General features: G+C 67.3%; 28 protein-coding genes and 1 pseudogene. 15 read left to right on the top strand and 14 right to left on the bottom strand.

Translation table 11 applies throughout. From position 1 onward, the window contains the following. Positions 1-30 precede the first annotated feature (30 nt). The 4 genes from TFC3_RS16045 to TFC3_RS16030 are packed head-to-tail and all read left to right on the top strand — an operon-like array spanning position 31 to position 3,431. The gene (locus tag TFC3_RS16045; protein ID WP_067500483.1) at positions 31-696 is read left to right on the top strand and encodes a response regulator transcription factor; all 666 of its coding nucleotides are present in this window, start codon (positions 31-33) and stop codon (positions 694-696) included. A gap of 1 nt (position 697) precedes the next feature. Beyond that, positions 698-2,098, top strand: coding sequence for a cell wall metabolism sensor histidine kinase WalK (locus tag TFC3_RS16040; RefSeq protein WP_067500481.1), 1,401 nt, complete (start codon positions 698-700; stop codon positions 2,096-2,098). 59 nt (positions 2,099-2,157) lie between these two features. Beyond that, a complete protein-coding gene (locus TFC3_RS16035; protein ID WP_067506829.1) occupies positions 2,158-2,892 on the top strand; it encodes a YcnI family protein in 735 nt (244 codons plus the stop codon). After that, a complete protein-coding gene (locus TFC3_RS16030; protein WP_067500479.1) occupies positions 2,889-3,431 on the top strand; it encodes a sigma-70 family RNA polymerase sigma factor in 543 nt (180 codons plus the stop codon). Before TFC3_RS16035 ends, TFC3_RS16030 begins: the two co-directional genes overlap by 4 nt. A gap of 3 nt (positions 3,432-3,434) precedes the next feature. Here TFC3_RS16030 and TFC3_RS16025 read toward each other — a convergent pair whose 3' ends face one another. The 3 genes from TFC3_RS16025 to TFC3_RS16015 all read right to left on the bottom strand — a co-directional run bounded on the left by TFC3_RS16025 (position 3,435) and on the right by TFC3_RS16015 (position 4,844). Further along, the gene (locus TFC3_RS16025) at positions 3,435-4,070 is read right to left on the bottom strand and encodes an SRPBCC family protein (protein WP_067500477.1); all 636 of its coding nucleotides are present in this window, start codon (positions 4,068-4,070) and stop codon (positions 3,435-3,437) included. After that, positions 4,060-4,422: a helix-turn-helix transcriptional regulator gene (locus TFC3_RS16020; RefSeq protein WP_067500475.1), complete on the bottom strand. Its 363-nt coding sequence runs from the start codon at positions 4,420-4,422 to the stop codon at positions 4,060-4,062. Before TFC3_RS16020 ends, TFC3_RS16025 begins: the two co-directional genes overlap by 11 nt. 152 nt (positions 4,423-4,574) lie before the next feature. After that, positions 4,575-4,844 carry a DUF2277 domain-containing protein gene (locus tag TFC3_RS16015; RefSeq protein ID WP_067500473.1) on the bottom strand — a complete coding sequence of 90 codons (270 nt, stop codon included), beginning with the start codon at positions 4,842-4,844 and terminating at the stop codon, positions 4,575-4,577. A 70-nt stretch (positions 4,845-4,914) separates the two neighbouring features. On the opposite strand from TFC3_RS16015, the gene TFC3_RS16010 reads away from it, so the two are divergent. Then, positions 4,915-6,597 (top strand): glycosyltransferase family 39 protein, encoded by a 1,683-nt coding sequence (locus TFC3_RS16010; RefSeq protein WP_067500471.1) that lies wholly within the window; start codon positions 4,915-4,917, stop codon positions 6,595-6,597. A 617-nt stretch (positions 6,598-7,214) separates the two neighbouring features. Continuing rightward, positions 7,215-7,433 (top strand): hypothetical protein, encoded by a 219-nt coding sequence (locus TFC3_RS16005; RefSeq protein ID WP_153040255.1) that lies wholly within the window; start codon positions 7,215-7,217, stop codon positions 7,431-7,433. A 144-nt stretch (positions 7,434-7,577) separates the two neighbouring features. Here TFC3_RS16005 and TFC3_RS16000 read toward each other — a convergent pair whose 3' ends face one another. Then, positions 7,578-8,354, bottom strand: a complete 777-nt coding sequence (locus tag TFC3_RS16000; RefSeq protein WP_067500467.1) for a SigB/SigF/SigG family RNA polymerase sigma factor — start codon at positions 8,352-8,354, stop codon at positions 7,578-7,580. Between the two features lie 154 nt (positions 8,355-8,508). Here TFC3_RS16000 and TFC3_RS15995 point away from each other — a divergent pair, with 154 nt between their 5' ends. The 3 genes from TFC3_RS15995 (at position 8,509) to TFC3_RS15985 (ending at position 12,516) form a co-directional block, all read left to right on the top strand. Beyond that, positions 8,509-9,312 carry an MBL fold metallo-hydrolase gene (locus TFC3_RS15995; protein ID WP_067500465.1) on the top strand — a complete coding sequence of 268 codons (804 nt, stop codon included), beginning with the start codon at positions 8,509-8,511 and terminating at the stop codon, positions 9,310-9,312. Positions 9,313-9,389: 77 nt separating this feature from the next. Further along, positions 9,390-11,096: a YncE family protein gene (locus TFC3_RS15990; protein WP_067500463.1), complete on the top strand. Its 1,707-nt coding sequence runs from the start codon at positions 9,390-9,392 to the stop codon at positions 11,094-11,096. Between the two features lie 4 nt (positions 11,097-11,100). Beyond that, the gene (locus TFC3_RS15985; protein ID WP_201787171.1) at positions 11,101-12,516 is read left to right on the top strand and encodes a hypothetical protein; all 1,416 of its coding nucleotides are present in this window, start codon (positions 11,101-11,103) and stop codon (positions 12,514-12,516) included. Here the strand turns inward: TFC3_RS15985 and TFC3_RS15980 are convergent. Continuing rightward, entirely contained in the window at positions 12,500-12,877 is a 378-nt protein-coding gene (locus TFC3_RS15980) for a DUF427 domain-containing protein (protein ID WP_067500462.1), read from the bottom strand. The genes TFC3_RS15985 and TFC3_RS15980 overlap by 17 nt on opposite strands. Positions 12,878-12,940: 63 nt before the next feature. Between TFC3_RS15980 and TFC3_RS15975 the strand changes: the two genes are divergently transcribed. Then, positions 12,941-13,399, top strand: a complete 459-nt coding sequence (locus tag TFC3_RS15975; protein ID WP_067500460.1) for an aminoacyl-tRNA deacylase — start codon at positions 12,941-12,943, stop codon at positions 13,397-13,399. Here TFC3_RS15975 and TFC3_RS15970 read toward each other — a convergent pair. After that, entirely contained in the window at positions 13,396-14,439 is a 1,044-nt protein-coding gene (locus TFC3_RS15970; protein ID WP_067500457.1) for an NAD(P)-dependent alcohol dehydrogenase, read from the bottom strand. The genes TFC3_RS15975 and TFC3_RS15970 overlap by 4 nt on opposite strands. Before the next feature lie 98 nt (positions 14,440-14,537). Between TFC3_RS15970 and TFC3_RS15965 the strand changes: the two genes are divergently transcribed. After that, a complete protein-coding gene (locus TFC3_RS15965) occupies positions 14,538-15,116 on the top strand; it encodes a TetR family transcriptional regulator (protein ID WP_067500455.1) in 579 nt (192 codons plus the stop codon). A 188-nt stretch (positions 15,117-15,304) separates the two neighbouring features. On the opposite strand, the gene TFC3_RS39340 is transcribed toward TFC3_RS15965, so the two are convergent. From TFC3_RS39340 to TFC3_RS15945, 7 genes and pseudogenes are all read right to left on the bottom strand, one after another. Next, on the bottom strand, positions 15,305-15,649 hold the full coding sequence (locus tag TFC3_RS39340; RefSeq protein ID WP_067500453.1) for a hypothetical protein: 345 nt from the start codon (positions 15,647-15,649) through the stop codon (positions 15,305-15,307). Positions 15,650-15,712: 63 nt separating this feature from the next. Then, positions 15,713-15,898, bottom strand: a pseudogene (locus TFC3_RS40475) (TetR family transcriptional regulator); the annotation flags it as partial. A 288-nt stretch (positions 15,899-16,186) separates the two neighbouring features. Further along, positions 16,187-17,209 carry a trypsin-like serine protease gene (locus TFC3_RS35890; protein WP_236718402.1) on the bottom strand — a complete coding sequence of 341 codons (1,023 nt, stop codon included), beginning with the start codon at positions 17,207-17,209 and terminating at the stop codon, positions 16,187-16,189. A gap of 453 nt (positions 17,210-17,662) precedes the next feature. Continuing rightward, positions 17,663-18,259: a VanZ family protein gene (locus TFC3_RS15955; RefSeq protein ID WP_067500452.1), complete on the bottom strand. Its 597-nt coding sequence runs from the start codon at positions 18,257-18,259 to the stop codon at positions 17,663-17,665. 443 nt (positions 18,260-18,702) lie between these two features. Next, positions 18,703-18,837 (bottom strand): NAD(P)H-dependent oxidoreductase, encoded by a 135-nt coding sequence (locus tag TFC3_RS40015; RefSeq protein ID WP_161952601.1) that lies wholly within the window; start codon positions 18,835-18,837, stop codon positions 18,703-18,705. After that, positions 18,834-19,583, bottom strand: coding sequence for an alpha/beta fold hydrolase (locus tag TFC3_RS15950; RefSeq protein ID WP_201787170.1), 750 nt, complete (start codon positions 19,581-19,583; stop codon positions 18,834-18,836). Before TFC3_RS15950 ends, TFC3_RS40015 begins: the two co-directional genes overlap by 4 nt. Before the next feature lie 31 nt (positions 19,584-19,614). Continuing rightward, positions 19,615-20,745 carry an NAD(P)/FAD-dependent oxidoreductase gene (locus TFC3_RS15945; RefSeq protein ID WP_067500450.1) on the bottom strand — a complete coding sequence of 377 codons (1,131 nt, stop codon included), beginning with the start codon at positions 20,743-20,745 and terminating at the stop codon, positions 19,615-19,617. Positions 20,746-21,401: 656 nt separating this feature from the next. On the opposite strand from TFC3_RS15945, the gene TFC3_RS15940 reads away from it, so the two are divergent. The 3 genes from TFC3_RS15940 (at position 21,402) to TFC3_RS15930 (ending at position 25,026) form a co-directional block, all read left to right on the top strand. Beyond that, positions 21,402-22,865 (top strand): MDR family MFS transporter, encoded by a 1,464-nt coding sequence (locus tag TFC3_RS15940; RefSeq protein ID WP_153040253.1) that lies wholly within the window; start codon positions 21,402-21,404, stop codon positions 22,863-22,865. Positions 22,866-23,278: 413 nt separating this feature from the next. Then, positions 23,279-24,202, top strand: a complete 924-nt coding sequence (locus TFC3_RS15935; protein ID WP_067500446.1) for an ABC transporter ATP-binding protein — start codon at positions 23,279-23,281, stop codon at positions 24,200-24,202. Further along, positions 24,199-25,026, top strand: coding sequence for an ABC transporter permease subunit (locus TFC3_RS15930; protein ID WP_067500444.1), 828 nt, complete (start codon positions 24,199-24,201; stop codon positions 25,024-25,026). Before TFC3_RS15935 ends, TFC3_RS15930 begins: the two co-directional genes overlap by 4 nt. Before the next feature lie 152 nt (positions 25,027-25,178). Here TFC3_RS15930 and TFC3_RS15925 read toward each other — a convergent pair whose 3' ends face one another. Further along, positions 25,179-25,649: a hypothetical protein gene (locus TFC3_RS15925; RefSeq protein WP_153040252.1), complete on the bottom strand. Its 471-nt coding sequence runs from the start codon at positions 25,647-25,649 to the stop codon at positions 25,179-25,181. On the opposite strand from TFC3_RS15925, the gene pcp reads away from it, so the two are divergent. Then, a complete protein-coding gene (gene pcp, locus TFC3_RS15920; RefSeq protein ID WP_067500441.1) occupies positions 25,630-26,277 on the top strand; it encodes a pyroglutamyl-peptidase I in 648 nt (215 codons plus the stop codon). The genes TFC3_RS15925 and pcp overlap by 20 nt on opposite strands. Positions 26,278-26,404 lie beyond the last annotated feature (127 nt).

Raw genomic sequence — 26,404 nt, 5'->3', positions numbered from 1 at the left:
TTAGTGGGGCGCGCATGCCAAGGTGGAACAGTGCGGGTTCTGGTGGTGGAGGACGAGGAACGGCTGGCGATCGCGCTGCGGCGGGGTCTGCAGGCCGAGGGGTTCGCCGTGGACATCGCCGGCGACGGGCAGGACGGGCTGGAACTGGCCCGCCACGGCGACTACGACGCGATGATCCTCGACGTGATGCTGCCCCGGCTGTCGGGCTACCGGGTCGTGCGGCAGTTGCGGGCCGAGCACAAGTGGCTGCCGGTGCTCATGCTCTCGGCCAAGGACGGCGAATACGACCAGGCCGACGGGCTCGACTGCGGGGCCGATGACTATCTGACAAAGCCTTTCTCGTACGTCGTGCTGCTCGCCCGTCTGCGCGCGCTGCTGCGCCGCGGCACTCCCGAGCGACCCACAGTGCTCTCGCACGGCGATGTCGAACTCGATCCGGCGTTGCGCAAGGTGACGGTGGCCGGCGAGGAAGTGGTGCTCACCGCCCGCGAGTTCGCGCTGCTGGAATACCTGATCCGGCGTCCGGGTGAGGTGGTCAGCAAGACCGAGCTGCTCGATCACGTGTGGGACGCGGCGCTGGAGACCGCGGCCAACGCCGTCGAGGTCTACGTCGGCTACCTGCGCCGCAAGATCGGCCGCGAGCGGCTGGAGACCGTGCGGGGGGCCGGCTACCGGCTGGCCGTTGCGGGAGCCTGAGATGCGCTGGTTCCGGCGGCTCAGCCTGCGGGCGCGGCTGCTGCTCGTCTCGGTGGTCACACTGTTCGCCGGGCTGGCCGGAGGCGGTGTGGTGCTGGTCGCCACGATGCACTTCACACTGCAGCGCACCGCCACCGACGAAGCCCTGGACACGGCCAACGCGGTCGCCGGGCTGGTGAACGACGGGTCACTGTCGGATCCGGTGCCGGCCGCTCCCACGGTACGGGTCCAAGTGCTCGATCGCGCCGACGGCATCATCTCCGCGTCGCCCGGGGCGGACCGCCTCGTACCGATCCTCTACCCCGGCGAACGAGCCGGGCTGGCCGACCACGAGGGCACGTTCATCCCCGGCGACCGCATCGGGCTGCAGGGTCAGGCCCGGGTGGTGCTGGTGCGGGCCGGGCCGGCCAACGCGCCCGTCACGGTGCTGGTCGCCCGGCCGATCGGGGATCTCACGCAGAGCGTGCACCTGCTGCGGACCACGCTGCTCGTGACGTTCCTGCCGCTGGTGGCGCTGCTGGCGCTGGTGTCGTGGCGGCTGGTCGGCGCGGCCCTGCGACCGGTGGAGTCGCTGCGCTCCGGCGCCGAGGACATCACCGGTGGGGCGAAGCCGGGGCGGCTGCCCGTACCGGATTCCCGCGATGAGATCCACCGCCTGGCCGTGACCCTCAACGACATGCTGCACCGCCTGGAAACCGCCCGGGCCCGGCAACGCTCCTTCGTCGCCGACGCGGCGCACGAGTTGCGCAGCCCACTGACCAACATGCGCACCGAGCTTGAGGTAGCGCAGTTGCTGCCCGGCACCACCGACTGGCCCGCGCTCGCCGGTGACCTGCTCACCGACGTGGAACGGCTGAGCCGGCTGGTCAACGACCTGCTCCTGCTGGCCCGCGCGGACGACGCAGCACCGCGGTCAGCAGCCCCGGCCGGCGGGACAGCCGGTGAAGAGGTCGAGCTCGGCCAGTTGCTTGCCGAGGTGTCGGCCCGCTACCCCAGCGTCGACTACGAACGCCCCGCCGTGCCGCTGCGGGTCACCGCCGACCGTGACGCCCTCGCCCGGGTGGTGGCCAACCTGCTCGACAACGCGGTGCGCCACGCCCGCTCCAGCGTGCGCCTGGCCGTTTCCCCCGACGGGGCGTACGGCAAGATCACCGTGACCGATGACGGACCGGGTATCCCCGCGGCCGATCGCGACCGCGTCTTCGACCGGTTCACCCGGCTCGACGACGCCCGCGCCCGCGACGCCGGCGGCTCCGGGCTGGGCCTGGCCATCGTGCGCGAACTGGTCCGCCGCCACCACGGCACGGTGACGCTGACCGGCACGGTCCCGCCGCCCGGGCTGCAGGCCGAGGTGCGGTTGCCGGCCGCCAGAAACTCGCGGGAACTATCCGGGACGCTGTGACGACCAATGAGGCGAGCCCGGCGCAGATGCCGGGCCGGCCCGAGTCGGAAGGTTCCCTGATGTCCCTGCTGAAGCGTTCGGGAGTGGTCGGCGGCCTGGTTGCCGTCTTCACCCTCGCCCTCGCTGTGCCCGCGTCCGCGCACGTGACCGTGAACCCCAGCACGGCCACCAAGGGCGGCTACGCCAAGGTCACGTTCCGGGTGCCGAACGAGATGGACAGCGCGAACACCACCAAGCTCGAGGTCACCCTGCCGGCGGAGACGCCGTTCGCGTCGGTGTCGCTCAAGCCGCTCAACGGCTGGACCGCGGTGGCCGCCACGGCGAAGCTGGCCAAGCCCATCGAGGCCCACGGCAGCCAGATCACCGAGGCCGTCAACAAGATCACCTGGACCGCCGCCGGCGACGCCGCGATCAAGCCGGGGCAGTTCCAGGAGTTCGACGTGTCGCTGGGCCCCATGCCCGAGGCCGACCAGGTCGTCTTCAAGGCGCTGCAGTTCTACTCCGACGGCACCATCGTGCGCTGGATCGACGAGCCCACCACCGATGGCACCGAGCCGGAGAAGCCCGCGCCGGTGCTCAAGCTGACCGCGGCCGCCGCCACCGGCACCGCCGCCGCGGCGACCGGCTCGTCGGCCGCCCCGGCCCTGACCGCCACCTCGTCGGATGCCGGCAAGGGCGACGGCAACGGCACCTGGGCCGGCGTGATCGGCATCGTGCTGGGCCTGGCCGCGCTGGTGCTCGGACTGCTCGCGTACCGCCGCTCGGCCGGCCCGGCCGCTGCCGCCGGTAAGTGACAGATGATCAGGTGACCCGCTGGGCGCTCGCCGCCGGCCGTGGCGACACGGACGCGGCGGCAGCGTTCATCAGGGCCACCCAGCGCGAGGTGTGGCGCTTCCTGCACCACCTCGCCGCGCCGGGTGAGGTGGAGGACCTGGCGCAGGAGACCTACCTGCGGGCGCTGCGCAGCCTGCCCGCGTTCGCCGCCCGATCCTCGGCCCGCACCTGGCTGTTCACGATCGCCCGCCGGGTGGCCGCCGACCAGGTGCGCTCGGCGATCAGCCGGCCGCGCGTGGCCGCTGTCGAGGACTGGCAGGCCGCCGCGGACGCCAGCGGGCACCGGCCCCGCTTCGAGGACGAGATGGCGCTGCGGGATCTGCGCGGCGGGCTGGCCCCCGAGCGGCGGGAAGCCTTCGTGGCCACCCAACTGCTCGGGTTGTCCTACGCCGAGGCCGCCGAGGTGTGCGCCTGCCCGGTCGGCACGATCCGCTCGCGGGTGGCCCGGGCGCGCGAGGAGCTGATGGGCGCCCTGGCCGACCGCGGCATCGCCGTGTGACCCTCAGCCGCCCGTGTAGGCGCCGTACGTGCGATCGGCGCCGGCCCGGGCGGCTTGCGGGTCGTCCCCGCCCGCGATCGCAGCCTCGGCCCACGAGTCGGCCGACAGACGCATGAACCGCTTGCCGTCCTCCGAAACCGTCCACGCGGCGGCCACGGCCGGGTCGAGTTCGGGGCGCTTGTCGCTGCTCATGTAGTTGGCCAGGCCCATCAGCCCCATGTCCCAGCCGATCCCGGTGGCCGACGGGCCGTACTGCTCCCACAGTTCGGCGCTGACGTGCGCAACATGCTCCAGCTCGAAGCGGGTGCGCCCCGCCCCCTCGCTCGACAGCCGCACGGTCACCCAGCTGACCTCGTTGTTGTACTCCCAGGTCGCCTCGAAGCTGGTCGGCGCGTCACAGCGGGTGATCGTGCCTCCGGCGTTGCCCTCGAACTGGTAGTGCCCGCCCTGCTTCAAGTCCCCGGAGATCGGCAGGAACCAGCGCGGGATCCGCTCGGCGGTGGTCACCGCATCCCACAAATCCTCCAGGTCGGTGTCATAGACCTGACTGATGGTCGCGACGCGTGCCTCCCCGGCTTCCACCAGGCGGCTTGCGACCGTACGGCGAACCGCCCGGACCTGCTCATCTTCATTGACCATCGGTGTCTCCCTCGTGGATTCGGTCCAGTCGGCGCTGACGTTTTCCGCGCGCCACCTCGGTGGCCAGGGCGTCCAGCCGGGGCTTCCAGAACTGGCGAAACCGGCTCAGCCAGGCGTCGGCCTCTCGCAGCGCCGTGTCGTCGACCGCGTACAGCCGCCGCGTCCCGTCGGCGCGCACGGTCGCGAAGCCGTTGTCCCGCAACACCCGCAGGTGCTGGGAGACCGCCGGCTGCGAGATCCCGAACTCGGCCCGGATGACCTCGGTGACGGATCCGGAGGCCCGCTCGCCGCCGGCCAGCAGCTCCAGGATGCGCCGCCGGACCGGGTCGCCGAGCACGTCAAACGCGTGCATGCGGGCAAAGGTATCAGGTGCGGCTTATATAAGCCAGAAGTGAATATGGAGGGCGCGCTGGACTCCAAGCCGCCCTCTGTGCTGCCTGCCGCGCTGCCTTCTGGTCTGCCGCCCGCAGTGCCGGTTTCCGCCGGCGCGAGCTCGAGGGTCGGCTAGGAGGCGTAGCGCTCGCGGGATCGTTCGCGTGCCTTCGCGGCCTCGACCTCCCGATCCTTGGGCGGCGCCGCGGTGACAAGCTCGTCGAGCAGCGCCGAGGTCGCAGCGGCCACCGCGGCCACCGCCTTGTCGTAGGCCGCCTGGTTGCGCTGCGACGGCTTGGCGGCACCGCCGACCTTGCGCACATATTGCAGCGCGGCGGCGTGCACCTCCTCGGGCGTCGCGGGCGGTTCGAAGTTGTGCAGCTGACGGATGTTCCGGCACATGCGGGTGAGCGTAGCGCCCGGCGGCTTGCTGCCATAGCTGATCGGCGGGGCGCCGGGTAGGTTCGCTGCCGTGACCGTGCAGCTGCAGGAACCCTCGACCGGCGCGGCGGCCCTCCCGCAGCGGCCCCAGCGCCGCCGCTGGGTGGTGGCGCTGCTGGTGGTGGTGCTGCTTGCTCAGATGGCGGGGGCGATGGTGGTCACCGCGGTGCAGCAGACGCCCACCATCGACGAGCCGGTGTACGTGGGCACCGCCGTCACCTACCTGGAGCAGCACAGCCTGCGCTACAACCCGGAGCACCCGCCGGTCGGCAAGCTGATCATGGCGGCCGGGCTGGCGTTCGCCCACCCGCACCTCGATCCGGGGTTCCGGGGCAACCAGAGCGAACTCGGCCGGCATGTGCTGTACGAGGCCGGCAACGATCCGTACCGGCTGATGTTCCTGGCCCGGTTGCCGATCATCCTGCTGACCTTGCTGTTCGCTCTGGTGGTGTTCGCGTTCGCCCGGGAGCTGACCGGGGCCGGCGGGGGAGTGCTGGCGCTGGCGTTGTACGCGTTCTCCCCGGATGTGATCACCCATGGGTCGTTGGCTACTTTGGACGTACCGGCGATCGGGTTTCTCCTGACCACGGTGTGGCTGTGCTGGCGGGCCCGCAGTTCCCGGCCGATCCTGCATCTTGCCCTGGCCGGGGTGGCGCTCGGCGCGGCGATCGGGACGCGGATGAGCGTGCTGCCCGCCGTGCCGGTCGTGATGCTGCTGGCGTTCCTGGCCGCTCGGCGGGGTGGCTCCGCCGCGCCCCCGGAAGGCGCGGCCCCTCGTAGCGATCGGTGGGTGCGGGCGGCTGCGGTGGCGGTCGGGGTGGCCGGGGTTGCGGTGGCGGTCGTGTGGCTGAGCTATCTCGCCGTTGACCCGTGGCTGCGCTGGCATGAGCCGACCGGCATGCCGCAGATCCACGGGGTACGGGCCCTGTTCGTCGATCTGCTGCCGCTGCCCGAGCCATACCGTGACGGAATGCGGATCCAGTTCGGGTTCGAGGACTCCACTTTCAGCGGGTTCCTGTTCGGGCGGCTCTATCAGGGGTCGCTCTGGTACTACCTGCCGGCGGCGCTGCTGGTGAAGACGCCGCTGGCCATGATGGTGCTGTGGATCGCGGGAGCCGCTGCGGTGCTGGCCGTGCCCCGGCTGCGCGCCGCGGCGCTGTACCTGCTGGTGCCGCCCGTGTTGCTGCTGGCGATCGCGATGACCGGGGCCCGCGACTTCGGCAGCCGCTACGCGATCTTCATGCCGATCTTCCTGGCCGTTGCCGCGGCGGCGGTGGTCACCGTGCGCTGGCGGTGGGCGCCGCTGACAGCCGGGGTGCTGGCCGCCACGGTCGCGGTCAGCTCGGTGCGGACGTTCCCGCTCTATCTGCCGTACTCCAACGAGGCGTTCGGCGGGCCCTCCAAGACCCACCTGCGCCTGCACGACTCGAACGTCGACTGGGGGCAGGACCTCGGGCGCCTGGCCGATCACCTGCGCGAACGTTATCCCGGTGAGCAGGTGTGGCTGGTGTACAAGGGTGCCGGGGTGCCCTCGGCGTACGGCATCGACTCGAAGTATCCGCTCAGCGTCCCCGCGTCGCAGGTGCACGGTCTGCTTGTTGTCTCCGACAGTTCGGTGGCCAAGGCGACCGGGCGGTTGCAGGCGCTGCTCGCGACCAGTGGCGACCCCATCGACGAGGTCGGCCACTCGATCAGCATCTACCGCCGCCCCTGAGACTCTCAGGCGGTCGGCGCCCACGGGTGGGTACCCAGGATCAGCAGCCGCGGCGCATTCACGCGCGCCGGTCCAGCCCACAACGACCGAGCGGCAAGAACATGATCCGACCCTGTTTCGCGTACGGCCAAAGCGTGCGCCTGTCGAGCGAAAGGCGTCCACCCCGCCAGGCACACCGCGAGCACCACCGACGGCAGACCCGGCCGAGCGGCGCAGCCGGCACGGGCAGCCACGTCGCGCCCCGGTTGATCGGTGCCGAGCCAGTGCTCTCCTGACGGCAAGGCCAGGAGGGCGTCGAAGTGCGTCGTCAACGGGTCAGGCAGCACGGCACGGCAGCGCAATCAGCACGGCCGCGAGGGTGAGCAGCCCGCCCGCGAAGCCGTAGCCCCGCTTCACGGCCCGCTGCCGTGCCGGGTGAACGGGTCGAGCCGGAGGCGCGGCCGATCCGCGCCGAGCCCGGCCCATCGTGGGTGAGGCGTTTGAGCCAAGCCGGAGAAGCGCGAGCCTGCTTCATTCGCCGCGAAGAATCGGATCACGGCGGGTTTGCTCACTTCGTGCAGATAAGGGTTGGCTCACTGCGCGATTGACCCGGGTGCGGCGGGGTATCGAAGGCGCCCATGAATCATGAGCACGACCGGATGCGCGAGAAGGCCTCGGATCTGATGCAGATCAATGCGATGGCCCTGGAGGAGACCGAGCAGAGCCTGCACGCCAGCGCCGACTGCCGCCAGGACCCCCGGGCCGGAATCCGCCTGCACCGCCTCGCCGACGAAATCACCCGCACTGCCGCCGGCATAGCCTCCCGCGCCCGCCGTCTCACCTCTCGCCACGGCTGAGTCTCTACTGCCGTCGCCTTCTCGCCGTGGCTGAGTCGATCTGGCCGTCCCACCTGTCGCCGCAGCTGAGCCGCGTCTTCCGTTTCTCTTCTCGCCGCGGCTGGGCCGCGTCTTCCGTCTCCCTTCTCGCCGCGGCCCGAGCGCTCAGCCGGCGTCGAGCTGGGCCCGCAGCTTGGCCAGCGACCGCGTGATCAACCGCGAGATGTGCATCTGCGAGACGCCGATCTTCTCCGCGATCTCCGACTGGGTCAGGTTCCCGAAGAAGCGCAGCGACAGGATCGTACGTTCCCGCTCGTCCAGCGTCGCCAGGGCCGGCCCCAGCGCCACGCGCATCTCCGCCAGCTCCAGGTCGTGGTCCGCTCCACCCAGCGTGTCAGCCAGCGTGGTCGACCCGTCCTCGGTCACCGGGGTGGACAGGCTGCGGGCGCTGTAGGCCCGGGCGCCTTCGAGGCCTTCGAGCACCTCTTCTTCGGTCGTACCCAAATGATCGGCGATGTCGGCGACTGTGGGGGAGCGGCCCAGTGACTGGGTGAGCTTGTTGCTCGCCTCGGTGATCGAGATGCGCAGCTCCTGCAGGCGCCGGGGCACCCGCACCGACCACGTGCGGTCGCGGAAGTGCCGGCGGATTTCGCCCAGGATCGTCGGGATCGCGAAGCCGGCGAACTCGATGCCGCGGGTCGGGTCGAAGCGGTCGATGGACTTGATCAAACCGAGGGTGGCGATCTGCAGCAGGTCGTCGTCCGGCTCGCCGCGGCCGGTGTAGCGGTGGGCGAGGTGGCGGGCCAGCGGCAGCCAGGTGCGGATCGCCTCGTCGCGCAGGGCTGTGCGGTGCGGGCCGGCGGGCGTCTCGTGCAGCGTACGGAGCAGCACGGAGCCGCTCTCGGGAACCCGGGTGGCCGGGATCGTGCTGGTCAAAGTCATGACGCATTCCTCTCGACGAAGCGCATGCTCACTACCCCTCGTCCCGCAGCCTAAACGACGCAGAAACCGACGCAACCCGTGGGGGTGCCTCCGGCGTGGCTTCGCCGGGTTCGGTGCTGACATGAAAGGGCCTGGCAGGGGTACGCGCGGGGCCATGACCGTGAACGCAAGCGTCACCTTCGTCGGCAACGCCACCACCGTGCTGCATCTGGGCGAGTTCACGCTGCTCACCGACCCGGCGTTCGGACCCGCGGGCAGCCGGGTGTACCTCGGCAAGGGGGCCTGGACGCGGCGGCTGAAGGACCCGGCGCTCGAAGTGGTCGACCTCGACGCGCTGGACGGCATCGTGCTGTCGCACCTGCACAGCGATCACTTCGACCGCTTCGCGCGCCGTGACCTGCCCAAGGATCTGCCGATCATCACCACGCCGGTCGCCGCGCGCACCCTGGCCAAGCGCTCCACGTTCTCCGCGGCCGACGGGCTGGCGACCTGGGACAACCGGGAATGGACGCGCGGGGAGCAGCGGCTGATCATGACCTCGGTGCCGGGCAGGCATGGTCCGGGACTCATCGAGAAGGTGATGCCCGACGTCATGGGCACAGTGCTGGAGCTGATCGTCGCCGGCCGCCGTGCGCTGCGGTTGTACATCACCGGTGACACGCTCTATGGGCCGTACCTGTCGGAAATCCCCCGGCGCTGCGGTGAGATCGACGCCATGCTGATCCATCTCGGAGGGACCCGGCTGCTCGGTGTGCTGCTCACCATGGACGACAAACAGGGCGTGGAAACGACGCACCTGATCCGGCCCGGGCTCACAATTCCGATCCACAACGACGACTACAAGGTGCAGAAGTCGCCACTGTCGGCGTTCCTGAACCGCGCCAGCCGGCAGGGATTGACCGGTGTCAAGCCGATCACCCGTGGCGGCACCCTGGAGTTACCGGTCCGGGTGCCTTGAAGCAACGGTAGGTGTCAATTCTTCGCTGACACTTCCCAAGCGCCCCCTCGTCACCCCATAGTGATCGGGGGGGCACTATGAGTGAGAACCTTCTTCCGAACGACGTGCTTATCGAGATCGGCAGTCCGGTGCGGGAGTCCCGGCTCACCGTGGTGGACGAGCTGGCCCGGCTGGCCCTCGCCGCCGATCTCGCCATGGCGGCCGCTGCGCGCCAGGCCCTGCTGCGCCTGGCCGAGGACGACAGCCGCAGTGTCTCGACGGCCGCGGTGGCCGCGCTGGAACGTACCGCCATCCGCTTGACCCCGGATCGGGTCGACTTCGGACAGGTCGCACCGGGGGCGTCGCAGCTGATCGCCGATGTGCTGGTCGGCGAGCCGGCGCTGGCCGCGGTGTCCCCGACGGTAACGGTCTCCGGCCCCGGACTGCGGGCCATGATGGTCGGGCGCCGGCTGCGGGTGGTGTGGAACCCCGAATCGGACTGGCTGGATGGTTCGGTCACGGTCCGCGGCCCCGCCGGATGGGCCGACGTGCGGGTGACGGGTGCGGTGTCCACCGAGGATGCCGCGATCAGGGGGTACGAGAACCTGCCCGCCGACCGCCTCGCCGTGATCACCGACCCGGAACCGCCACCGGTGAAGAAGCCCCCCAACCGCCGGCGCCGCGCCCGGGTCACCGCGCTGACCGCCGGCCTGGTCGCGTTCGTCCTGCTCGGTGGGGCCGGGGTCGCATACGCGATGAACCAGGGCGGCGACGAGACCCCGGTGGCCGCGCCGGTTGCCGAGCATTCGCATCCAGCCGCCGAGCAAGCGCCGCTGATCCCGCAGACCGCAATTCCCGTGCCCCCGGCTATCGAACGGGTGCCCCTGGCCCGGGGCGTCAAGAGCGTCGCCAAGCCCGCCGTAGTCGCCACGGTGAAGGTGGGTAGGGAGCCTGAAGGCGTAGCTGTCTCCCCGGACAACCGCACGGTGTACGTCGCCAACCAGAACTCCCACGAGCTGTCGGTGGTGGACGCGCGCAGCCGCAAGGTGACCCCGGTGCAACTGCGTGCCACGCCGCGCTTCGTGGCCCTGTCCGGCGACGGGCACACCGCGTTCGTGTCGATGTACGAGAACGACAAGAGCGGCAGTGGAGTGGCAGTGGTGGACACCGCGAGCCGCAAGGTCGTGCGCTACCTGAGCACGGGGGTGCAGCCGTACGCGCTGGCGGTCGGCCCGGACAACCGGGTGTGGGTGCCGATCCACAGCAAGCAGATGGTCGAGCTGTACGCGGTCAGCGACCAGCGCCCGGACGGCCGGATCATGGTGCCGCCCAACCCGCACGCGGTCGCGTTCTCCACCACGTACATGCGCGCCTTCACGCCCAACCACGAGTCCAACGAGGTCGGCGTCATCGACATGAAGACCGACAAGGTCGTGGGCACCGTGCCGGTCAGCAAGGCGCCGCACAGCGTTGCGGTGTCGCCGGACGGCGCTCGGGTGCTGGTCGCCGGTTACGACGCGGGCAGCGCCGACCTGATCGATGCGCGCACACTTCGCCGTACCGGTCCCTTCCAGGTCGGAAACAAGCCGCAGAGCGTGACGTTCGCGGTGGATGGCGCCCACGCGTACGTGGTCAACGAGGGCGACGGCACCGTCTCGGTCCTGGACGGCCGGACCGGCGCCGTCACCGCGACCGTGCGCGTCGGAGGCAGCCCCCGCTCGATCGCGGTCTCCCCGGACGGCGCCATGGCGTATGTGTCCAACGGCGACGACAACACGGTCTCCGTGCTGCGGGTGGGGGAGTGACCCGATGAACTCCGCCGCCTCGATCGCCCTGGCCATCACCATCTTCGGAGCTTTCGCGTACGCCGCCGCCTCGATCCTGCAAGCAGTGGGCGCCCGCCGCACCGTCGACACGGTCCACACTCTCGGCCACCCGTTGTACCTGTTGGGGGCGGGCCTGGATATCGCGGCCTGGGTCGGCTCCATGGTCGCCCTGGGCACGCTGGCGGTGTACCTGGTCGAATCGGTCCTGGCCGGATCGCTGGCGCTCACGGTCCTCGGCGCCCGGATCTTCCTCCAGTCCCACCTGCGCCGCCGTGACGCGGCAGCCGTGGGCATCTCCATCGCGGCGCTCACCGTGCTCGCCATGTCGGCCGGTCCGCAGGAGAACGTGCCGGCAACCACTGACCTGCGCATCGGCTTCTGCTTAGCAGCGGTGCTGCTCGTAGCGCTCGGCATAACCGCAGCGCGCACAGCAACCCCCGGCATCGTCGCAGCAATCGCCGGCCTGTCGCTGGGCGGCGCTGCTGTGACGGGCCGAGCGCTGCCGATACCCAGCTCGGGCGGCGCCGGCTCGATGATCGTGGCCGTGCTCACCGAACCCCTGACCTGGGCCCTGGTGATGTTCGGCATCTCCGGCATGCTGCTGTACGCCCACGCGCTGCAGAAAGGCCAGGTCGGCCCGGTTACCGCGGTGCTATGGATCGCCGAAGTCACCGCACCCTCAGCCGTAGCCCTGACCCTGCTGGGCGATACGGTCCGCCCCGGCTGGGAGTACGCTGCCGGTGGCGCCGCCCTGGTCACCGTGGTGGCTGCCGTGGTCCTCGCCACCGCCCCGGCCGCCGATGACACCGCCCGCATCCAGGAGGAGATCCTGGCCACGGTCCGCCCGGTCTGGACCAAGGTCACCACCTCCGCCAACCGCCGCTTCATCTGGTGGGGAGCCCCGCCGGTCTGGACCCCACCCCCTCGACCTGGCGTCCTGGCCCTGACGGCCGGCCCGGCAACACCGGTGGCTGAGCTGACATGGAGTCCTCCGCAGGTTGAGCCGTTGTGGGCCGAGCCGCAGTCGATGGATCCGGATGCTCTGGCTGATCTGATCAGGGCGCAGGGTGCGCGGGCGACTGACCGGTGGGCGTCGAACGCTTCGCCCGCGGCCGGGGCGCCTGCTTGGGCCTCACCTCACTCGGCTGAGAGGCCGGCGCCTGTTCGGGCCGATGCCGCACTTGACCCGTCTGCCGAGTCCGACGCGTCTGCTGGCTCGCTCGCGCCCTCCGTTCTGGTAACGCCCACCGCGCCGACCGCGCCCGCTTGGGGCGAGGAGAGCGCGCCGGCTCCGGTAGGACGCGCGCAGCCCTCGTCGGCTCCGGTGGGGGTGGCGCCCGGCGAGCCGGTGCCGGTGCCGCGCCACCCCTGGGAAATTCCGGTCAGCCGCCAACCCTGATCTCGTCGACCCGGTCCGGGTAGAACGCTACGTAGTCCTTGATCGCGGCTACCGCTTTGCGGGGCTGCTCATAGACCCAGATCGCGTCCACCGCGCGATCAGCGCCGGCGGTGATCGAGTAGTAGCTGGCGTCACCCTTGTACGGGCAGTACGACTCGGTGTCGCTGCGCTGCAGCAACGACGTGTCGACGTCGCTCATCGGGATGTACTGCACCGCCGGGTATGACGACTCCTGCAGCGTCAGCGCATCGGTCGAGTCGGCGACAACCTTGCCGGCGACGGTGACAACGACCCGTTGGTTGGTCGGGGTCACGGTGATGGGGTGGTCCGGACCTGGCTCCAGACGAGGCTTCTCTGTCATTGTGGTTCCTCCTCCGGCTTCGCTCTTGTGCTGCTCATTATTGCGCCGCGTTACTGTGATCTTGTGTCCGCAGCCCTTACCGCAGTCTCCTTGCTCGGCATCGACCACCGGGTCATCAGGCACGGTGCGGTGGCCAGCGTCGAGCAAGCCGCCGAGGCCCAGGGCGTCGAGGTCCGCGACCTGGTCAAGACCCTGGTCGTGCGTCGCAGCGACGACCACTACCTGTTCGTCCTCGTTCCCGGCGACCGGCAGATCTCCTGGCCCAAGCTGCGCACCCTGCTCGGTGCCAACCGCCTGTCCATGCCCAGCGCGTCCGTCGCCAAGGACGTCACTGGGTACGAACGCGGCACCATCACCCCCTTCGGTTCCCTGCGAGCCTGGCCAGTGATCGCCGACGAGCGCCTGCAGGGCCGCACGATCAACCTCGGCGCCGGCGAGCGCGGCATCGGCCTTCAGGTTGCCGCTGACGAGGCGGTAGCGGCGTTGCAGGCCATCTGGGCCGACGTCACCGAGCCGAACTAGTCGAGATCGGCCAGGTCGAGCACGAATCGGTAGCGCACATCACCCTTTTCGAGCCGGCCGAGCGCCTCCTCGACCTGCGTCGACGGCAGCAGCTCGATGTCGGCGGTGATGTCGTGCTCCGCGCAGAATGTCAACAGCTCCGCTGTGAGCCGGGTGCCGCCGGTGCCCGACGAGCTCAGGTTCTTGCGTCCGAAGGTCAGCTCCATGAGCGGCACCTCGGTCGGCAGCGGCAGGCCAAGCACGCTGAGAGTGCCTTCGAACGCGAGCAGGCGCAACAGCTGCGTGAGGTCGTGCGGCGCGGCGATCGTGTCCAGGATCAGGTCGAAGCGGCCGGACGCCTGCTTGAGCTGCTGCTCATCGGTGGTGACCACCAGATCGGTGGCGCCGAGGCGGGCCGCGTCGTCGGCCTTGCCGGGCGTGCGGCTCAACACCGTGACCTCGGCCCCCAGCGCAGCGGCTAGCTTCACGCCCAGGTGCCCGAGCCCGCCGAGACCCGCGACCGCCACCTTGCTACCCGCCCCGACTCCGGCGGTGCGCATCGGCTCCCACATGGTGATGCCGGCACACATGAGCGGTGCTGCGGCAGCTGGATCGAGGGCGGCGGGCAGGTGGTATGCGAACTTGTCCCGCAGCACATACTCCCTGCTGTACCCACCTTTGGTGACCGAGCCGTCGACGCGGTCCTTGCCGCCGTAGGTGTAGGTGGCCACCTCGTAACAGAAGTTCTCCTGGCCGCCCTGGCACATGGCGCATTCACCGCAGGAGTCGACGATGGTGCCGGCGGCCACGCGGTCGCCGGGCACGAAGCGGGTCACTGCAGAACCGACGGCTGTGACGATGCCGGTGAACTCGTGGCCAGGCACGAGCCCTTCGGTGGGCTTGCCGGTCGACCCATGGATGGCGTGTAGGTCACTGTGGCAAACACCGCAGTAGTCGATGCGAATGGTGATGTCGTCGTTGCGCGGGTCGCGGCGCTCGATGGTCGTCTTCTCCAACGCCGTCGAGGTGCCGTTGCTTTGCCATGCCTGTGTAGTGTGCATTGCCGTCCCTTCGAGACAGACTATTCGGTCTGCGCTTGACCGTAGCTCCTGCCCGGCGGAAAAACAAACCAACCCGTCTGTCTGCTAGGGTTGGAGGCATGCCAGCCCTGCCCACATCGCTGAAGGGTGCCGCCACCAGCAGGCGCATCCTCGAAGCGGCTGCCGAGGAGTTCGCGGCCCGCGGCATCGCTGGCGCCCGGGTCGACCGCATCATCGCCGCTGCGCAGACCAACAAGGCCCAGCTCTACAGCTATTTCGGCAGCAAGGACGGACTGTTCGACGCGGTGGTGGCCGACCGCGCCGACCGCTTGCTCAGCACGATCGGCTTCGATGCCACCGACTTGGCCGGATTCGCCGTGGCCGTCTACGACGAGAACCTGCACCGCCCCGACCTGATCCGGCTGACCGCCTGGCTGCGCCTCGAACGGCGTCCCGGTGGTTACCTGACCGACAACCCCGAACACGAGCCGAAGTTCACCGCGATCGCTCGGGCCCAGGCGGCGGGCCACATCCGCGACGGCGACCCGAACGAACTGTTCGCGCTGGTCCTCGCGATGGCCTGCGCCTGGTCACCGGCGTCGGGTTTCTACGCCGCCACCCTCGACGACCCGGCCACCGATCATGACCGTCGCCGGGCCCTGTTGCGCGAGAGTGTCGAGCGGGCCCTTGCGCCCTGAGGCGGCATCCACGTCTCACCCACTACCTGCCGATGACCTCGAAAGCCACCCCTGTCAAGAGCAAGACACGGAGTCGGCGGCGACGGAGGACGGCTGGGTGGATGCGAAAGGGGCGGCGCGATCGCTGAGGCGCCAGCCATACGAGTGGGAAGGCGCCGGCGAGCATACCCGGCGTCGGGTGCTCACCCTCAGCGGCGGCGATCGCGCAGTACCGCCATGACGTTTGCCACGATTCGCCGGATGTCCGGGTCATCGATCGGCACCGTCTCGTTTTTGGGTAGCGCCGACAGCAGACCCCACATCAGTACGGGCGCGAGAACAAGTTCGAAGACGTCCAGGGTGTTGAGTTCGGTGACGCCGGCGGCGTCGAGCATGAGTTGGAACTGGGCGAGGCGGGGCGCGGTAAATTCCTGCGCTGATCCGGTGCCGCCGGCCGTTGACGCCGCCACGATGGTTTGGAAGAAGCCCAGGTTGCCTGGCTGGGCGAGTTCGGTTGCCAGGCGGCAGGTATAGGTCGTCAGGTCGGCGGCCAAGTCGCCCGTTGCGGGGACGGGGGACTGCTCGGCAAGCTCCTCAGCCGCAAGATCAAGAAGCAATGCCTCCGGCGTACGCCACCGTCGATAGATCGTCGCCTGGTGTATGCCCGAACAATCCGCTACCAGCGGAATCGTGACCGCGCTCGCGCCTCGTTCGGTGATGAGCTCACGGACTGCGGCATGGACCGCTTCACGGGTACGCGCGGTGCGCCCTCCTGGTCGCGTCGTCCCTGTCTCCTGGGTCACCCACCCATCTTAACGCGAGATATCTTGCAGCAACACCGAGAAGAAGGCTGTTCGAGGCAGGAGACTTCGGTCGGTTTTGCCACCCTGGTTGATCGTCCATGGCTGGGAGGCCGGTGAGGAGCACCGGCCGGGTCCTCGAACAGGGGCGCGATCAGGCGGATCTGGCCGAAGGCCGGGCCAGCACTGTGGTCGCTACCATCCACCACGGCATAGCCGTGCCAATCACCGCATCGACACTGACCGGTTCGCCGTAGACGGTGTGCATTTTGAAGGTGTACTCCTCACGTGTCAGCGAGATTGAGCTTGTTCTTCGGCAAACTCTCGCTGAACTCGAATCGTTCCTCCACCGTTGGAGGCCTCGATGTAGCAGTTGAAAAAACGTCCTGCCGTTCGAGGAGTAACTCTGACGCTGGGTCCTTTCTCATGAAGAATTTCATCATCTCCAGCCCAACCGTAGGTAACCTTCGTGGGTTTGATGTCCCACTTGGGCAAGGCGCAGGTCATGAAAGATCCGACGCGAGCGTCGCCTATCAGCTTCGGCCGGCCCTTTGTCCAAGGGGCGAGCACGTGCGCCGGCGAGGTAAGCCATCGGCGCAAATGCACTGCATCGGCGAAGCCGTTGGCATAGCCGTTGCCGCAGTCTCTTCCGACAACTTCGCCGGCGAAACTGGTGACTCCAACAAGCCTCGGGCCCCGATTTGTGTTCTTGATAAGAGGAGACCCGCTGTCGCCGGAGCAGATCATGGTTGTCGGGGACTCGGCGCATAAGACACTGGGACCGTCAAAGGCGCCGCGAAACCTGCTTCTACAGGTCCGATCCTCAATGACGTCGAGCTTCCCCCTGCGCAATGCATCGCTTGTGTATGCAGGGGGAGAGGTCACGCCGTGGCCGTAGGTCATGACCGAAGAGCCGGGCGCCGGTGGTTCGGTCGCGATCGAGAGCGGGCGAACGTCAATCACCGCAGTTTTCAGCTCAACGATGGCCACGTCGTTCTTCGCGGCTGCGCTTTGAGGGTCTTCTGGGGCAACGGGAGAGGGGATCAAGCTATAACCTGGGTGGGTGCTGAACCCGCGAATTTCTACGATATCGCCAGGGTCCCGAGACAATGATGATGTTCCGACTCTGACCTGCAGAAGATTCGGGTCGTGTTTGTCCAGGCAATGAGCAGCCGTGACGACCACCACAGGGCTCACCAGGGCTCCGCCACATAGGACAATGGGAAGTGGCGCTTCTGGATCAGGAAATACTATTGTGGCGTACCAATCCGGAGCATCCCGCTGCGAAACCTTCTCACCTCCCGACAACGCCATGGCGGACGTCGCAGGGACGGCGGTTGATGTCACTGTTGCCAATAAAGCCGCCATCGGTCCAGCGATGTGCGTTTTCCAACTGCTCATAAGGCAATCCTAATGACGCGTCAATGAGATCTCATCGGCACTTCTGCTGATTGTGAGACCACCCGCCGCGACTAAGGTTGTAGGTAGGGCGTGAATGAGCCGGCCGGGCAGAGCCGCGGCAGCGTGATCCACGGCGGCCGAGAGGCGCGCCACGACGGCACCGACCATCACGACTGTGCGAGCAGCCCCGTCCCGTCTCCACGCTTGCTGTGCCTCCGGCGTGCAGCGGCGCCCGATCGGAAGTCTTCATCGCTGCCGTTGTCCCATGCTGCGGCGGGCAGTGGTCAGGTCGAAGCGCCGCCCGCAGACTGCGACGATCTCGACGGCGTCACCTGCCGCAGCGTTCAGCAGTCCCTACATAGTTCCTCACCGGGTCGCCGGCGGTGAACAGGCAGTACTTCTCGCTGGACTGGTCGCAGCGCTTGAGGGATCCCGGGTGGAGGCGGTCGAGTCCAGTTTCTGTTTACGGCGCATCTGGAGAATGATGATGGCGGCGATGCTACCGATGATGGCGCCGATGGTGTTGTTGCGAAGGTCCATGATGTCGCCGCTGCGGCCCATGAATGTCTGCCACACCTCAATGGCGAGGCTGAAGCCCGCGCCGAAGAAGATTGTGCGGAAGATGCGACGGGTCAAAAGGCAACCCAAGAATCCGATGGGTAAGAACATTATGATGTTTGCCTTGTCTTGCGGCATGGTGTGCGATGTCAAAAGGTCGCGGTAAGCCTCTCCGTGTGTATACCAGTCGATTACTTCGCTGGCGGGAAGGCTCGTACCAGGTGGCGCCGTGAGGGCCATGACGCAGCCGACGGCAAGAATGAACAGAACCGCGATCATCGTGGGGGAGTTGTAACGTGCCGCCAGCCGGCGTCCGAGTGCCGCCGCGGCCACGGCACTGACCAGCAGAATTTTCCAGACAGCCGTCATGGCCAGGTAGGACAACACCATATCTTCGTTCAGCATGCCGAGATGATGGCACGGTCACACAACCATGATCGCCCGGCGCGGAGCCGGACAAGCGCTGACTCTTGCATTGCGGGTCGAGAAACGAATTCCCGGGGCTGAACGCCACTGTCTGACGGTTTTAGTAAACTTTGCGCAGCTCAGGAAGGCTACGTAGCAAGGGTTTCAAGCCAGCCTTGTGTCCGTCTGCATCGGTTATGCCGCGACCTGGACAGGCGCTGGGGCGCGAGGTTGCCGGCAAAGCACGGCGGTCCCTGCTTCACCTCAGTACCTGGGGGATGAAGATCGGTACTTGAGGAGGAGAGGGATCCGTCTCGAGACCAATTATCTTGGAGTATGTCCATCGCGGCCGGCACCCGTCCTGCGGCGACAATGAATAGGTTTTTCCTACGTGTCAGACGGGTCGAACAGAGGAATGATCGGCGGGGACACCGGCCAGGGTGTCAGGAGTCGGCCAGATCCAGGAGATCGAAGGTGGCGTCGGCGCGCTGCCGGGCGTGGCCGAGTACCCGGTGCGCGACGGCTTCACCGCGGCGGCTTGGCCGGGTGCCGCCGGAGATGACGGCGGTTGTGATCATGCATGACCTTCCCGCGGGTCGTTGAGGAAGCCGTCGAGCGCAGCGTAGGTCAGTTCCGGCGCTTCACGCATCGGAAGGTGGCCGGCGCCGGGGATGAGTGTGAAACGGCCGTCAGGAAAGGCCCTGGCATAGGCGCGGCCGAAGTCGGGAGTAACGATGGGGTCGTTCTCACCCCAGAGCAGCAGGGTGGGGATCGTGATGCGGGTGGCACGCTGCAGCAGGGTGGTGTCCTGCATGCCGTCGCCGGTGTAGGCGCGAAGTGCGGCGAGTGCTGCTGGCGAAGGACCGCGCCGTGGTTGTTGCTGTGCCGTCGCACCGGCCGGGTTCGGCTTGGGCGTGGTGATGTCATGGCCGGGAATTTGCGGGCCGATGGCGTCGATGAGTACGAGTTTCTTGATGCGGTGATGGTCGTCTGCGAGCGCCATCTCGGTGGCCACCCATCCGCCGAAGGATGAGCCGATCACGGTCGTGTCGCAGGCCTTGATGTGGTCAAGCAGGTTGAGGTAGGTGTGTGCCAGATCGCCGGCGCTGTTGAGGGTTTCTGGACGTTTGGTGTCGCCGAAACCAGGATGGATGGGAGCTAGCGCCCGGTGGTTGGCGGCTATGTGGGTCACAACAGAGTCGATGCTGTCAGGCCCCGCGCCCCCGTGCAGAACAAGCACGGGGGCACCGTGGCCGGCCTCGCGCAGGGTGACATCCAGGCCGGGCTGCGGCTGCATCACCGTTGTGGTCGGGGAGCCGGTCATCATATTGGTCCTTCGGCGGGCTGGGAGTTGTTCACTGTGCGTATGAAGCGAACTGGTCGGCCAGGCGCCGCGAGCCGCTGTCGCTGAAGCACAGCTCCAGATTCTTGGCGGCCTCTGCTGCGGCATCAGCGCTGCGGGGAAACAGATTCCGCTCGTAGGCGCTCAAGGCGGCTTCGACATCGCCGGGATGCGCGGCGATGGCCTCACCGAGTTCGGCGCCGTCAAACATCGCGAGGTTGGCGCCTTCGCCGGCGAACGGAGACATGACATGCGCGGCGTCGCCCAGCAATGTAACCCCGGGAACACGCTCCCAGCGGTGGTCGACGGGCAGCACGTTGATGGGACGGGGCACCAGGGGGCTGTCAGCCTCGCTCACCAGAGCGCGCAGTTCGCTTGCCCAGCCGGGGAACTCGGCGAGGAGCGTAGCTTTCGCCTTGTCGTTGTCACTGCGGTCGATGGTGGAAACCCACTGCTGGCCGGTCTTCAAACCGATGTAGACGTGCAGGCTGCCGTCGGTCTCGCGGTGCGCAATGAAACCCCGGTTGTCGTCAAGCGCAAACAGAATCCCGCCGCCGACTACTTCTGCGCTGCGGGGATGGCGGTCGTCGGCCTCGAACAGATCGAGTTCGACGAAGGACACCCCGGCATACTGCGGCGAAGCCTTCGACACCAGGGGCCTGATGCGCGACCATGCGCCGTCTGCGCCGACCAGTAGCTGCGTGGTGCGCGTGGAACCATCGGCGAAGCAGAGTTCGTACTCCCCATTGCCCATGGAGCGGGCGCTGGTCACCTTCATCCCCCAACGGATTGTGTCCCCGGGCAGGGAGTTGAGCAACATACGGCGCAGATCTCCGCGGTCGACTTCCGGGCGGGTGCCGTCGCCGTCGTCCTGCTCTTCCATCAGGGCTGTTCCGTGCTTGTCGAGGATTCGCATTGCTTCGCCGCCAGGCAGGATGAGGCTGCGAAACTCCTCGTTCAGCCCGGCAGCCTTGATTGCCAGTTGCCCGTTGTAGTCGTGAATGTCGAGCATCCCGCCCTGTGTTCGCGCTTGCGGGGAAGCATCGAGTTCGTAGATCGTGGCGGGGATTCCCCGAACGTGCAGGACACGGGCAAGCGTCAGCCCGCCCAGTCCGGCGCCCACGATGGTGACTGAATCAGTCATGACGTCCTCCCATAGATGGTGTGGCTCCAGCCCACGCTAGTGAGCGCGTTCGCCACGAACACGTTCATCTCGGATATGGCAACCGTACGGCAACCTGGCTGGCGCCCTACCGAGCAGATGTAAGGTGCGTCGATCGCCGGTTACCGCCGAGCTGAGACGGCTGCGTGAAGTTCTCCTGCGTCTCATAGACGTGCAGTGATGCGGGACCGGTGTCGAGTTCGATCACCAAAGCGGCGCATCGTCGCCCGCTCCAGTCTCTCGTCCCGCAGCCCGCCGCTTCGAAACCCTCAGGGCTCAGCATCGGCTTCGCTGCACGGTCACGTCGCCTTACGGGCACATGACGAGCTGCCATAACGCGATCGTAGCGAACACGTTCGCTTGATGCAAGAACCGTCGGAACCCTCCCGCGGGGCTGGCGTTCCCTCCGCAGCGCTGAGGAGGTCGATGACGAGGTACGACGGCGAAGCAATGCCCGCGCCCTGCGCCCAAGCGAGATCAAGACGCTCGGTTGGATGCCATACGCCGCCGGCTGCAAACTGCGCTGTCGTTGAGGTCGATTGGCAACCCAACTGCACCAACGACGTTCGTTGCGAACATGTTCGTCACGACCGTACGATATGACGAACGCGTTCGTCACGTCAGAAGAAGAGGGTGCCATGAGTAATGCCGTTGTTCCGAGTGGTGGCGAGACCAAGCATGTGCGCCTGGCCGTGCTCGGTCTGATGTTCGGTCTGTTGTTGTCGATGCTTGACGGCTTCATAGTTGGCACCGCGATGCCGACGATCGTTCACGACCTGGGTGGTGCGAGCTTGCTGTCCTGGGTGGTCACCGCGTATGCGTTGACCACTGCGGTGACAACGCCGGTGTGGGGCAAGCTCGGCGATCTGTTCGGCCGCAAACGCATGTTCCAATCGGCTGTTGCGGTCTTCATCGGCGGTAGCGTGCTGGCCGCTGTGGCACCGACAATGGTCCTGCTGATCGCTGCCCGGGCCGTGCAGGGCATCGGAGCGGGCGGCCTGGCGGTGGGAGCATTCGCCGTCATCGGTGATCTCGTGCCGCCGCGGGAGCGGGGGAGGTACCAAGGGCTGACCGCGATCGTCGTAGCGGCGGGAACCATCGGAGGACCGCTGGTCGGCGGGTTCATCACCGATGGACTCGGCTGGCGGTGGGCGTTTTTGATCAACTTGCCACTCGGCGCGGTCACCTTGGTGTGGGTCGGGCTTTTGCTGAATCTTCCCGTCGTGCACCGGCGTGCTCGTGTCGATTGGGCGGGCGCCGTCTTGCTGGCTGTGGCGATCGCGGCGCTGGTCCTGCTGACCACGTGGGGAGGCTCTGAGATCGCTTGGATTTCGGCGGCCAGTTTCGCGCTGGCGGCTTTGACTGTGCTGGCGGGCGCTGCGTTCGTGTGGCGGCAGCGCCGCGCCGCCGAACCGCTGGTACCGCTCGGCGTCTTCGCCTCCCGCAGCTTCACGATGGCTTCAATCCTCGGCTTCACTTCCGGTGCCGTGATGTTCGCCTGTGTGCTCTACCTGCCGCTGTTTCAGCAGACTGTGCAAGGCGCCTCCGCGAGTGCGTCTGGTCTGCTCCTGCTGCCGATGATGATTCCGGTTGTACTCGTGTCGCACATCGCCGGTCGGACGATGACCCGGACCGGGCGCTACAAAGTCTTCCCGATCATCGGCGCAATCTCGACGATTGTCGGGGCCGTTCTGCTGGCGACCATGACGGTCAACACCCCGTCGTACGTGACCGCGCTCTTCATGAGCTTCATGGGTATCGGGTCGGGCCTGACCCAGCAGATGACCACCACCATCGCCCAGAACAGCGTCGAGCAACGCGACATCGGTGCCGCCTCGGGCGTCGTTACCCTGCTGCGGACGCTGGGTGGGTCCATCGCGGTAGCCGTCTTCGGCACCATGTATGCCGCCCACGCCGCAGGGCGGGTCGCAGCGCAACTTGATGCCGGCGTCGCTACCAGCACCCGGATGATCTTCGCCGCCGTCGCAGTCACGGCCGCTGTCAGCCTGGCCGCCGCTCTCGGTGTCAAGGAGGTCCCCCTTCGCGGCCGTGCTGCCGCGGATGCGTCGTCTCCGGCAACCCTCTCGTCCGGCGCCCGATAGCCACGCTCAACCATCGCTGAGAGGCAGAGCGAGCCGGTGAAGGGGAAGGCATGGACGGCGACAGCCGGCCGGCGGCAGCCGGGGACACCCAGCAGGCTTCAGCCGGCACTCTTGCCGAAGCTGTCATCGAAGGCGCGCCATAGATGGAGAAGAGGCTCGCTCAGAAAGTCCGGGTGGCAGAACTGGACCTGCGGGCTTGTTCGACTTTAGTCGTAAGGCCATGCCGCAGAAGTAATACTTTAGCCGACAGTTTCACGGCACTTGAAAAACTATTATGGAAGCGAGCAATTCGCGATGGGTATCCGCGCATGATGGTATTTCATCATTTCCGAATTTTGCGCATGCCGCGACGATGTGACAAGAGCCGGCGGCAGTTCCGAAGACCCGCTTGATCCCTACGAGAGGTCTTGTACATGATCGAGGCCAGAAACCTTACGAAACGCTACGGTGAGAAGTTCGCCGTGAAAGATTTATCCTTTACGGTACGTCCCGGAATCGTTACCGGCTTCCTAGGGCCGAACGGCGCCGGAAAATCGACAACGATGCGCATGATTTTGGGCCTGGACCGCCCGACCTCGGGCGAGGCGCTGATCAATGGGAAGCCATACGCGACTGTCCACGCGCCGATGCAACTGGTCGGCGCCCTGCTCGATGCCAAGGACGTGCACGGCGGCCGCACCGCCCGCGCACACTTGACCGCGCTCGTGCAGTCCAACGGCCTGCCTGAGCGCCGAGTTGCCGAGGTGCTGGCGATAACCGGTATGACCGAGACGGCCGGTCGCCGGATCAAGGGTTTCTCGCTGGGCATGTCGCAGCGGCTGGGCATCGCGGCGGCGATGCTTGGCGATCCGGAGATTCTCATCTTCGATGAGCCGGTGAACGGTCTCGACCCGGAGGGCATCCTCTGGATCCGCCGGTTCATGCAAGGTCTGGCCGCCGAGGGCCGCACCGTCTTCGTCTCCAGCCATCTGATGAGCGAGATGGAAAACACAGCCGAGCATCTGATCGTGATCGGGCTGGGCAAGCTGCTGGCCGACATGAGCACCAAGGATTTCATCGCGGCCAATTCGGCTGGTCGGGTCAAGGTCCGCTCGCCGCAAGCCGACGAGCTGATCCGCGCGCTGCGCACAGCCGGGCTCGAGGCCACCGAGGTCGACGGGCATCTTGAGGTGCTGGGCACGAGCACCGACGCAGTGGGCGACCTAGCCGCCGCCAGCCGGCTGACCGTGCACGAGCTTTGCATTGAGCGATCCTCCCTCGAACAGGCGTTCATGGAGATGACCAAAGAGTCGGTCGAGTACCAATCCACTGAGGCCACCGCAGGGAGCACGCAGTGACTACCTTGACAACCAACCCCGCCCCTCGTGCGCCGTCTCGCCAGGCCGGCGGTGCGACGCTGCCGCGGGTGGTCCGCTCCGAGTGGACCAAGCTTCGATCGCTGCGCTCGACCTGGTGGATGCTGCTCATCTCGTTCGTCCTGACGATCGGGTTTGCCGCTGTCAATGCCGGGAGCGAGTCGAGCGGCCTTCCCTATATGTCGCCGGGCGAGAGGGCCTCGCTCGATGTCACCAGCCATGCCATGGCAAGTGTCCTGTTCGGGCAGCTCGCTTTGGCGGTGCTGGGCGCATTGACGATCTCCAGCGAGTACTCGACAGGCGGGGTCAGATCGACCTTCGTCGCGGTGCCCAACCGGCTGCTTGTGCTGCTCGCCAAGAGTCTGGTCCTCGGGTTCATAGCCTGGGTGGCCGGCACAGTCTCGGCGTTCGTCTCGTTCTTCGTGGCGATGGCCTTCTGGCCCCGTGACATGGCAACCAGCCTGGACAACCCGGCAGTGTTGAGGGCGGTGTCAGGGGCCGGACTGATTGTGCTGGCCGGTGGGTTGCTCGGGCTCGCGCTGGGTACGCTGATCCGGCACACGGCGGGGTCGATCACTGCGGCCTTCGGGCTGCTGTTTGTGCTGCCGCCACTGGTGACAGCGCTGCCGGGCGGCTGGGGCCACGCAGTCTCAAGTCATTTCACCGTTAATGCAGGAAGGCGCATCACCGAGGTTATACCCGAGCCGGGCCAGCTTTCCCCCTGGCTGGGTTTTTCATGGATGCTCGCCGAGAGCTTGACGGCGCTGCTTTTCGGCGCTTGGCTACTTCGCCGCCGCGACGCGTGACCCTCCAACCGCTGACGTGGTCTGCTGAATCGATGCCGCAGACGGCTACTTGCTCGCTGGCAATGACGTCGTCGCCACGAGGTTCTGACACAAGCTCCAGGCAGCGCGTACTTCAGTGAGCACCTGCCGGAGCCAGCGAGCCAAACCCTTCGTCATTTTTCGCCTCGATCCACCGGTCGTACGCGATCTCCCAGACGAGAGTTCCCACCCTTGCGGCTACGAGCGCGGTAAAGGTCGGCGCACCGCGGGTGGTCGAGGGCGTCGATCATCGAAGCGGTGAGGTCGTTTCTCTTGATAGCTTCGCGTTCTGAGAAATCCGGATTGGCTGCTGGTACAGCTTGGCGTCGGCTGCTGAACTCGCGGCGCTCGTCAGCGAAGTCGGTTCGGCCGAACGCGTCCAGGGCAGTCGCTACCGCCTCCAGCGGCCCGGCCTCCGGGGGCGCCTGGGTGATTGCTTCGACGAGAACGTATCCGATGGTTCCCCCGTCGAAGAGCACCTCGCGCTTGGCAGGAAGGTGCCGGAAAAACTCGCTGTATTCGCACGCGTTCACCCGGGCCGCCGCGCTGATCCTTGTTACCAATGAAGAATACTGGAAAAAATCTATGGCTACGGTATTGGTCACGGGTTTCGCGCCGTTCGGCGGTGGGCCGGTGAATCCGTCGTGGCGGGCAGCATCGTTGTTGGCCGCGCAGCGAGACGATGCAGTAGCGGTCGAGTTGCCGTGCGAGTACGCGGCGTCGCTGCCTGCGCTGTGGGGCGCAATCGAGGAGCACCGGCCATCGCTTGTCGTGTGCGTCGGTCAGGCCGGTAGCCGGTCGGAGGTGACGCCGGAGCGCGTAGCCATCAATCTCATCGACGCTGGCATCCCGGATAACGTGGGTGCGCAGCCGGTGGGCGTCCCAGTTGTTCCCGGCGGTCCAGCAGCGTATTTCGCGACGTTGCCGGTTGAAGAATGCGTGGCGGCGATCCGCTCGGCGGGTGTCCCGGCGTCGGTTTCCAACAACGCCGGCGCGGTTGGGTGCAACCAGGTCTTCTATGGGTTGATGCATGTGCTGGCCACGAAGTTTCCAGGCGTACGTGGTGGCTTTGTTCACGTTCCGTTCAGTCCGGAACAGGTCGCGGCGTCTGGCAAGGCCGGTCCGTCATTGGGAGTGGACCGGAGCGCGGAGGCGTTGGCCATCCTGGTGGAAACGGCCTTGAAAGCAGAGGCTGACAACCTCGGCGGCGGATCAGCGAGAAGTCAAACGTGATCGGCTTGTTGCGCCGACCCCACCGTGACGCCAGTCAGGCGCGATAATTGTGGCCTTACGGCCTGCTCGTGCAGGGCTGACGCTGCCAGGTGCAGGGCGTTGCGAGATGCTCAGCATCCATCCGGCT

It is taken from the genome of Actinoplanes sp. TFC3 (assembly GCF_001553785.1).
In the GTDB taxonomy this organism is placed as follows: domain Bacteria; phylum Actinomycetota; class Actinomycetes; order Mycobacteriales; family Micromonosporaceae; genus Actinoplanes.
The sequence above is the reverse complement of the archived record's forward strand: the minus strand, read 5'-3'. Positions and strand labels throughout refer to the sequence as shown.

What these genes read in the sequence shown, in the direction of transcription:
- pcp (WP_067500441.1), top strand. Translation starts at nt 25,630, where the DNA reads ATGGCTACGGTATTGGTCACGGGTTTCGCGCCGTTCGGCGGTGGGCCG.
- TFC3_RS15955 (WP_067500452.1), bottom strand. Translation starts at nt 18,259, where the DNA reads ATGCTGAACGAAGATATGGTGTTGTCCTACCTGGCCATGACGGCTGTC.
- TFC3_RS15985 (WP_201787171.1), top strand. Translation starts at nt 11,101, where the DNA reads ATGAACTCCGCCGCCTCGATCGCCCTGGCCATCACCATCTTCGGAGCT.
- TFC3_RS35890 (WP_236718402.1), bottom strand. Translation starts at nt 17,209, where the DNA reads ATGGCGTTGTCGGGAGGTGAGAAGGTTTCGCAGCGGGATGCTCCGGAT.
- TFC3_RS16020 (WP_067500475.1), bottom strand. Translation starts at nt 4,422, where the DNA reads ATGCACGCGTTTGACGTGCTCGGCGACCCGGTCCGGCGGCGCATCCTG.
- TFC3_RS16040 (WP_067500481.1), top strand. Translation starts at nt 698, where the DNA reads ATGCGCTGGTTCCGGCGGCTCAGCCTGCGGGCGCGGCTGCTGCTCGTC.
- TFC3_RS15965 (WP_067500455.1), top strand. Translation starts at nt 14,538, where the DNA reads ATGCCAGCCCTGCCCACATCGCTGAAGGGTGCCGCCACCAGCAGGCGC.
- TFC3_RS15945 (WP_067500450.1), bottom strand. Translation starts at nt 20,745, where the DNA reads ATGACTGATTCAGTCACCATCGTGGGCGCCGGACTGGGCGGGCTGACG.
- TFC3_RS15950 (WP_201787170.1), bottom strand. Translation starts at nt 19,583, where the DNA reads ATGACCGGCTCCCCGACCACAACGGTGATGCAGCCGCAGCCCGGCCTG.
- TFC3_RS15940 (WP_153040253.1), top strand. Translation starts at nt 21,402, where the DNA reads ATGAGTAATGCCGTTGTTCCGAGTGGTGGCGAGACCAAGCATGTGCGC.
- TFC3_RS40015 (WP_161952601.1), bottom strand. Translation starts at nt 18,837, where the DNA reads ATGATCACAACCGCCGTCATCTCCGGCGGCACCCGGCCAAGCCGCCGC.
- TFC3_RS15995 (WP_067500465.1), top strand. Translation starts at nt 8,509, where the DNA reads ATGACCGTGAACGCAAGCGTCACCTTCGTCGGCAACGCCACCACCGTG.
- TFC3_RS16035 (WP_067506829.1), top strand. Translation starts at nt 2,158, where the DNA reads ATGTCCCTGCTGAAGCGTTCGGGAGTGGTCGGCGGCCTGGTTGCCGTC.
- TFC3_RS15935 (WP_067500446.1), top strand. Translation starts at nt 23,279, where the DNA reads ATGATCGAGGCCAGAAACCTTACGAAACGCTACGGTGAGAAGTTCGCC.
- TFC3_RS16000 (WP_067500467.1), bottom strand. Translation starts at nt 8,354, where the DNA reads ATGACTTTGACCAGCACGATCCCGGCCACCCGGGTTCCCGAGAGCGGC.
- TFC3_RS15970 (WP_067500457.1), bottom strand. Translation starts at nt 14,439, where the DNA reads ATGCACACTACACAGGCATGGCAAAGCAACGGCACCTCGACGGCGTTG.
- TFC3_RS16025 (WP_067500477.1), bottom strand. Translation starts at nt 4,070, where the DNA reads ATGGTCAATGAAGATGAGCAGGTCCGGGCGGTTCGCCGTACGGTCGCA.
- TFC3_RS16015 (WP_067500473.1), bottom strand. Translation starts at nt 4,844, where the DNA reads ATGTGCCGGAACATCCGTCAGCTGCACAACTTCGAACCGCCCGCGACG.
- TFC3_RS15980 (WP_067500462.1), bottom strand. Translation starts at nt 12,877, where the DNA reads ATGACAGAGAAGCCTCGTCTGGAGCCAGGTCCGGACCACCCCATCACC.
- TFC3_RS15990 (WP_067500463.1), top strand. Translation starts at nt 9,390, where the DNA reads ATGAGTGAGAACCTTCTTCCGAACGACGTGCTTATCGAGATCGGCAGT.
- TFC3_RS16005 (WP_153040255.1), top strand. Translation starts at nt 7,215, where the DNA reads ATGAATCATGAGCACGACCGGATGCGCGAGAAGGCCTCGGATCTGATG.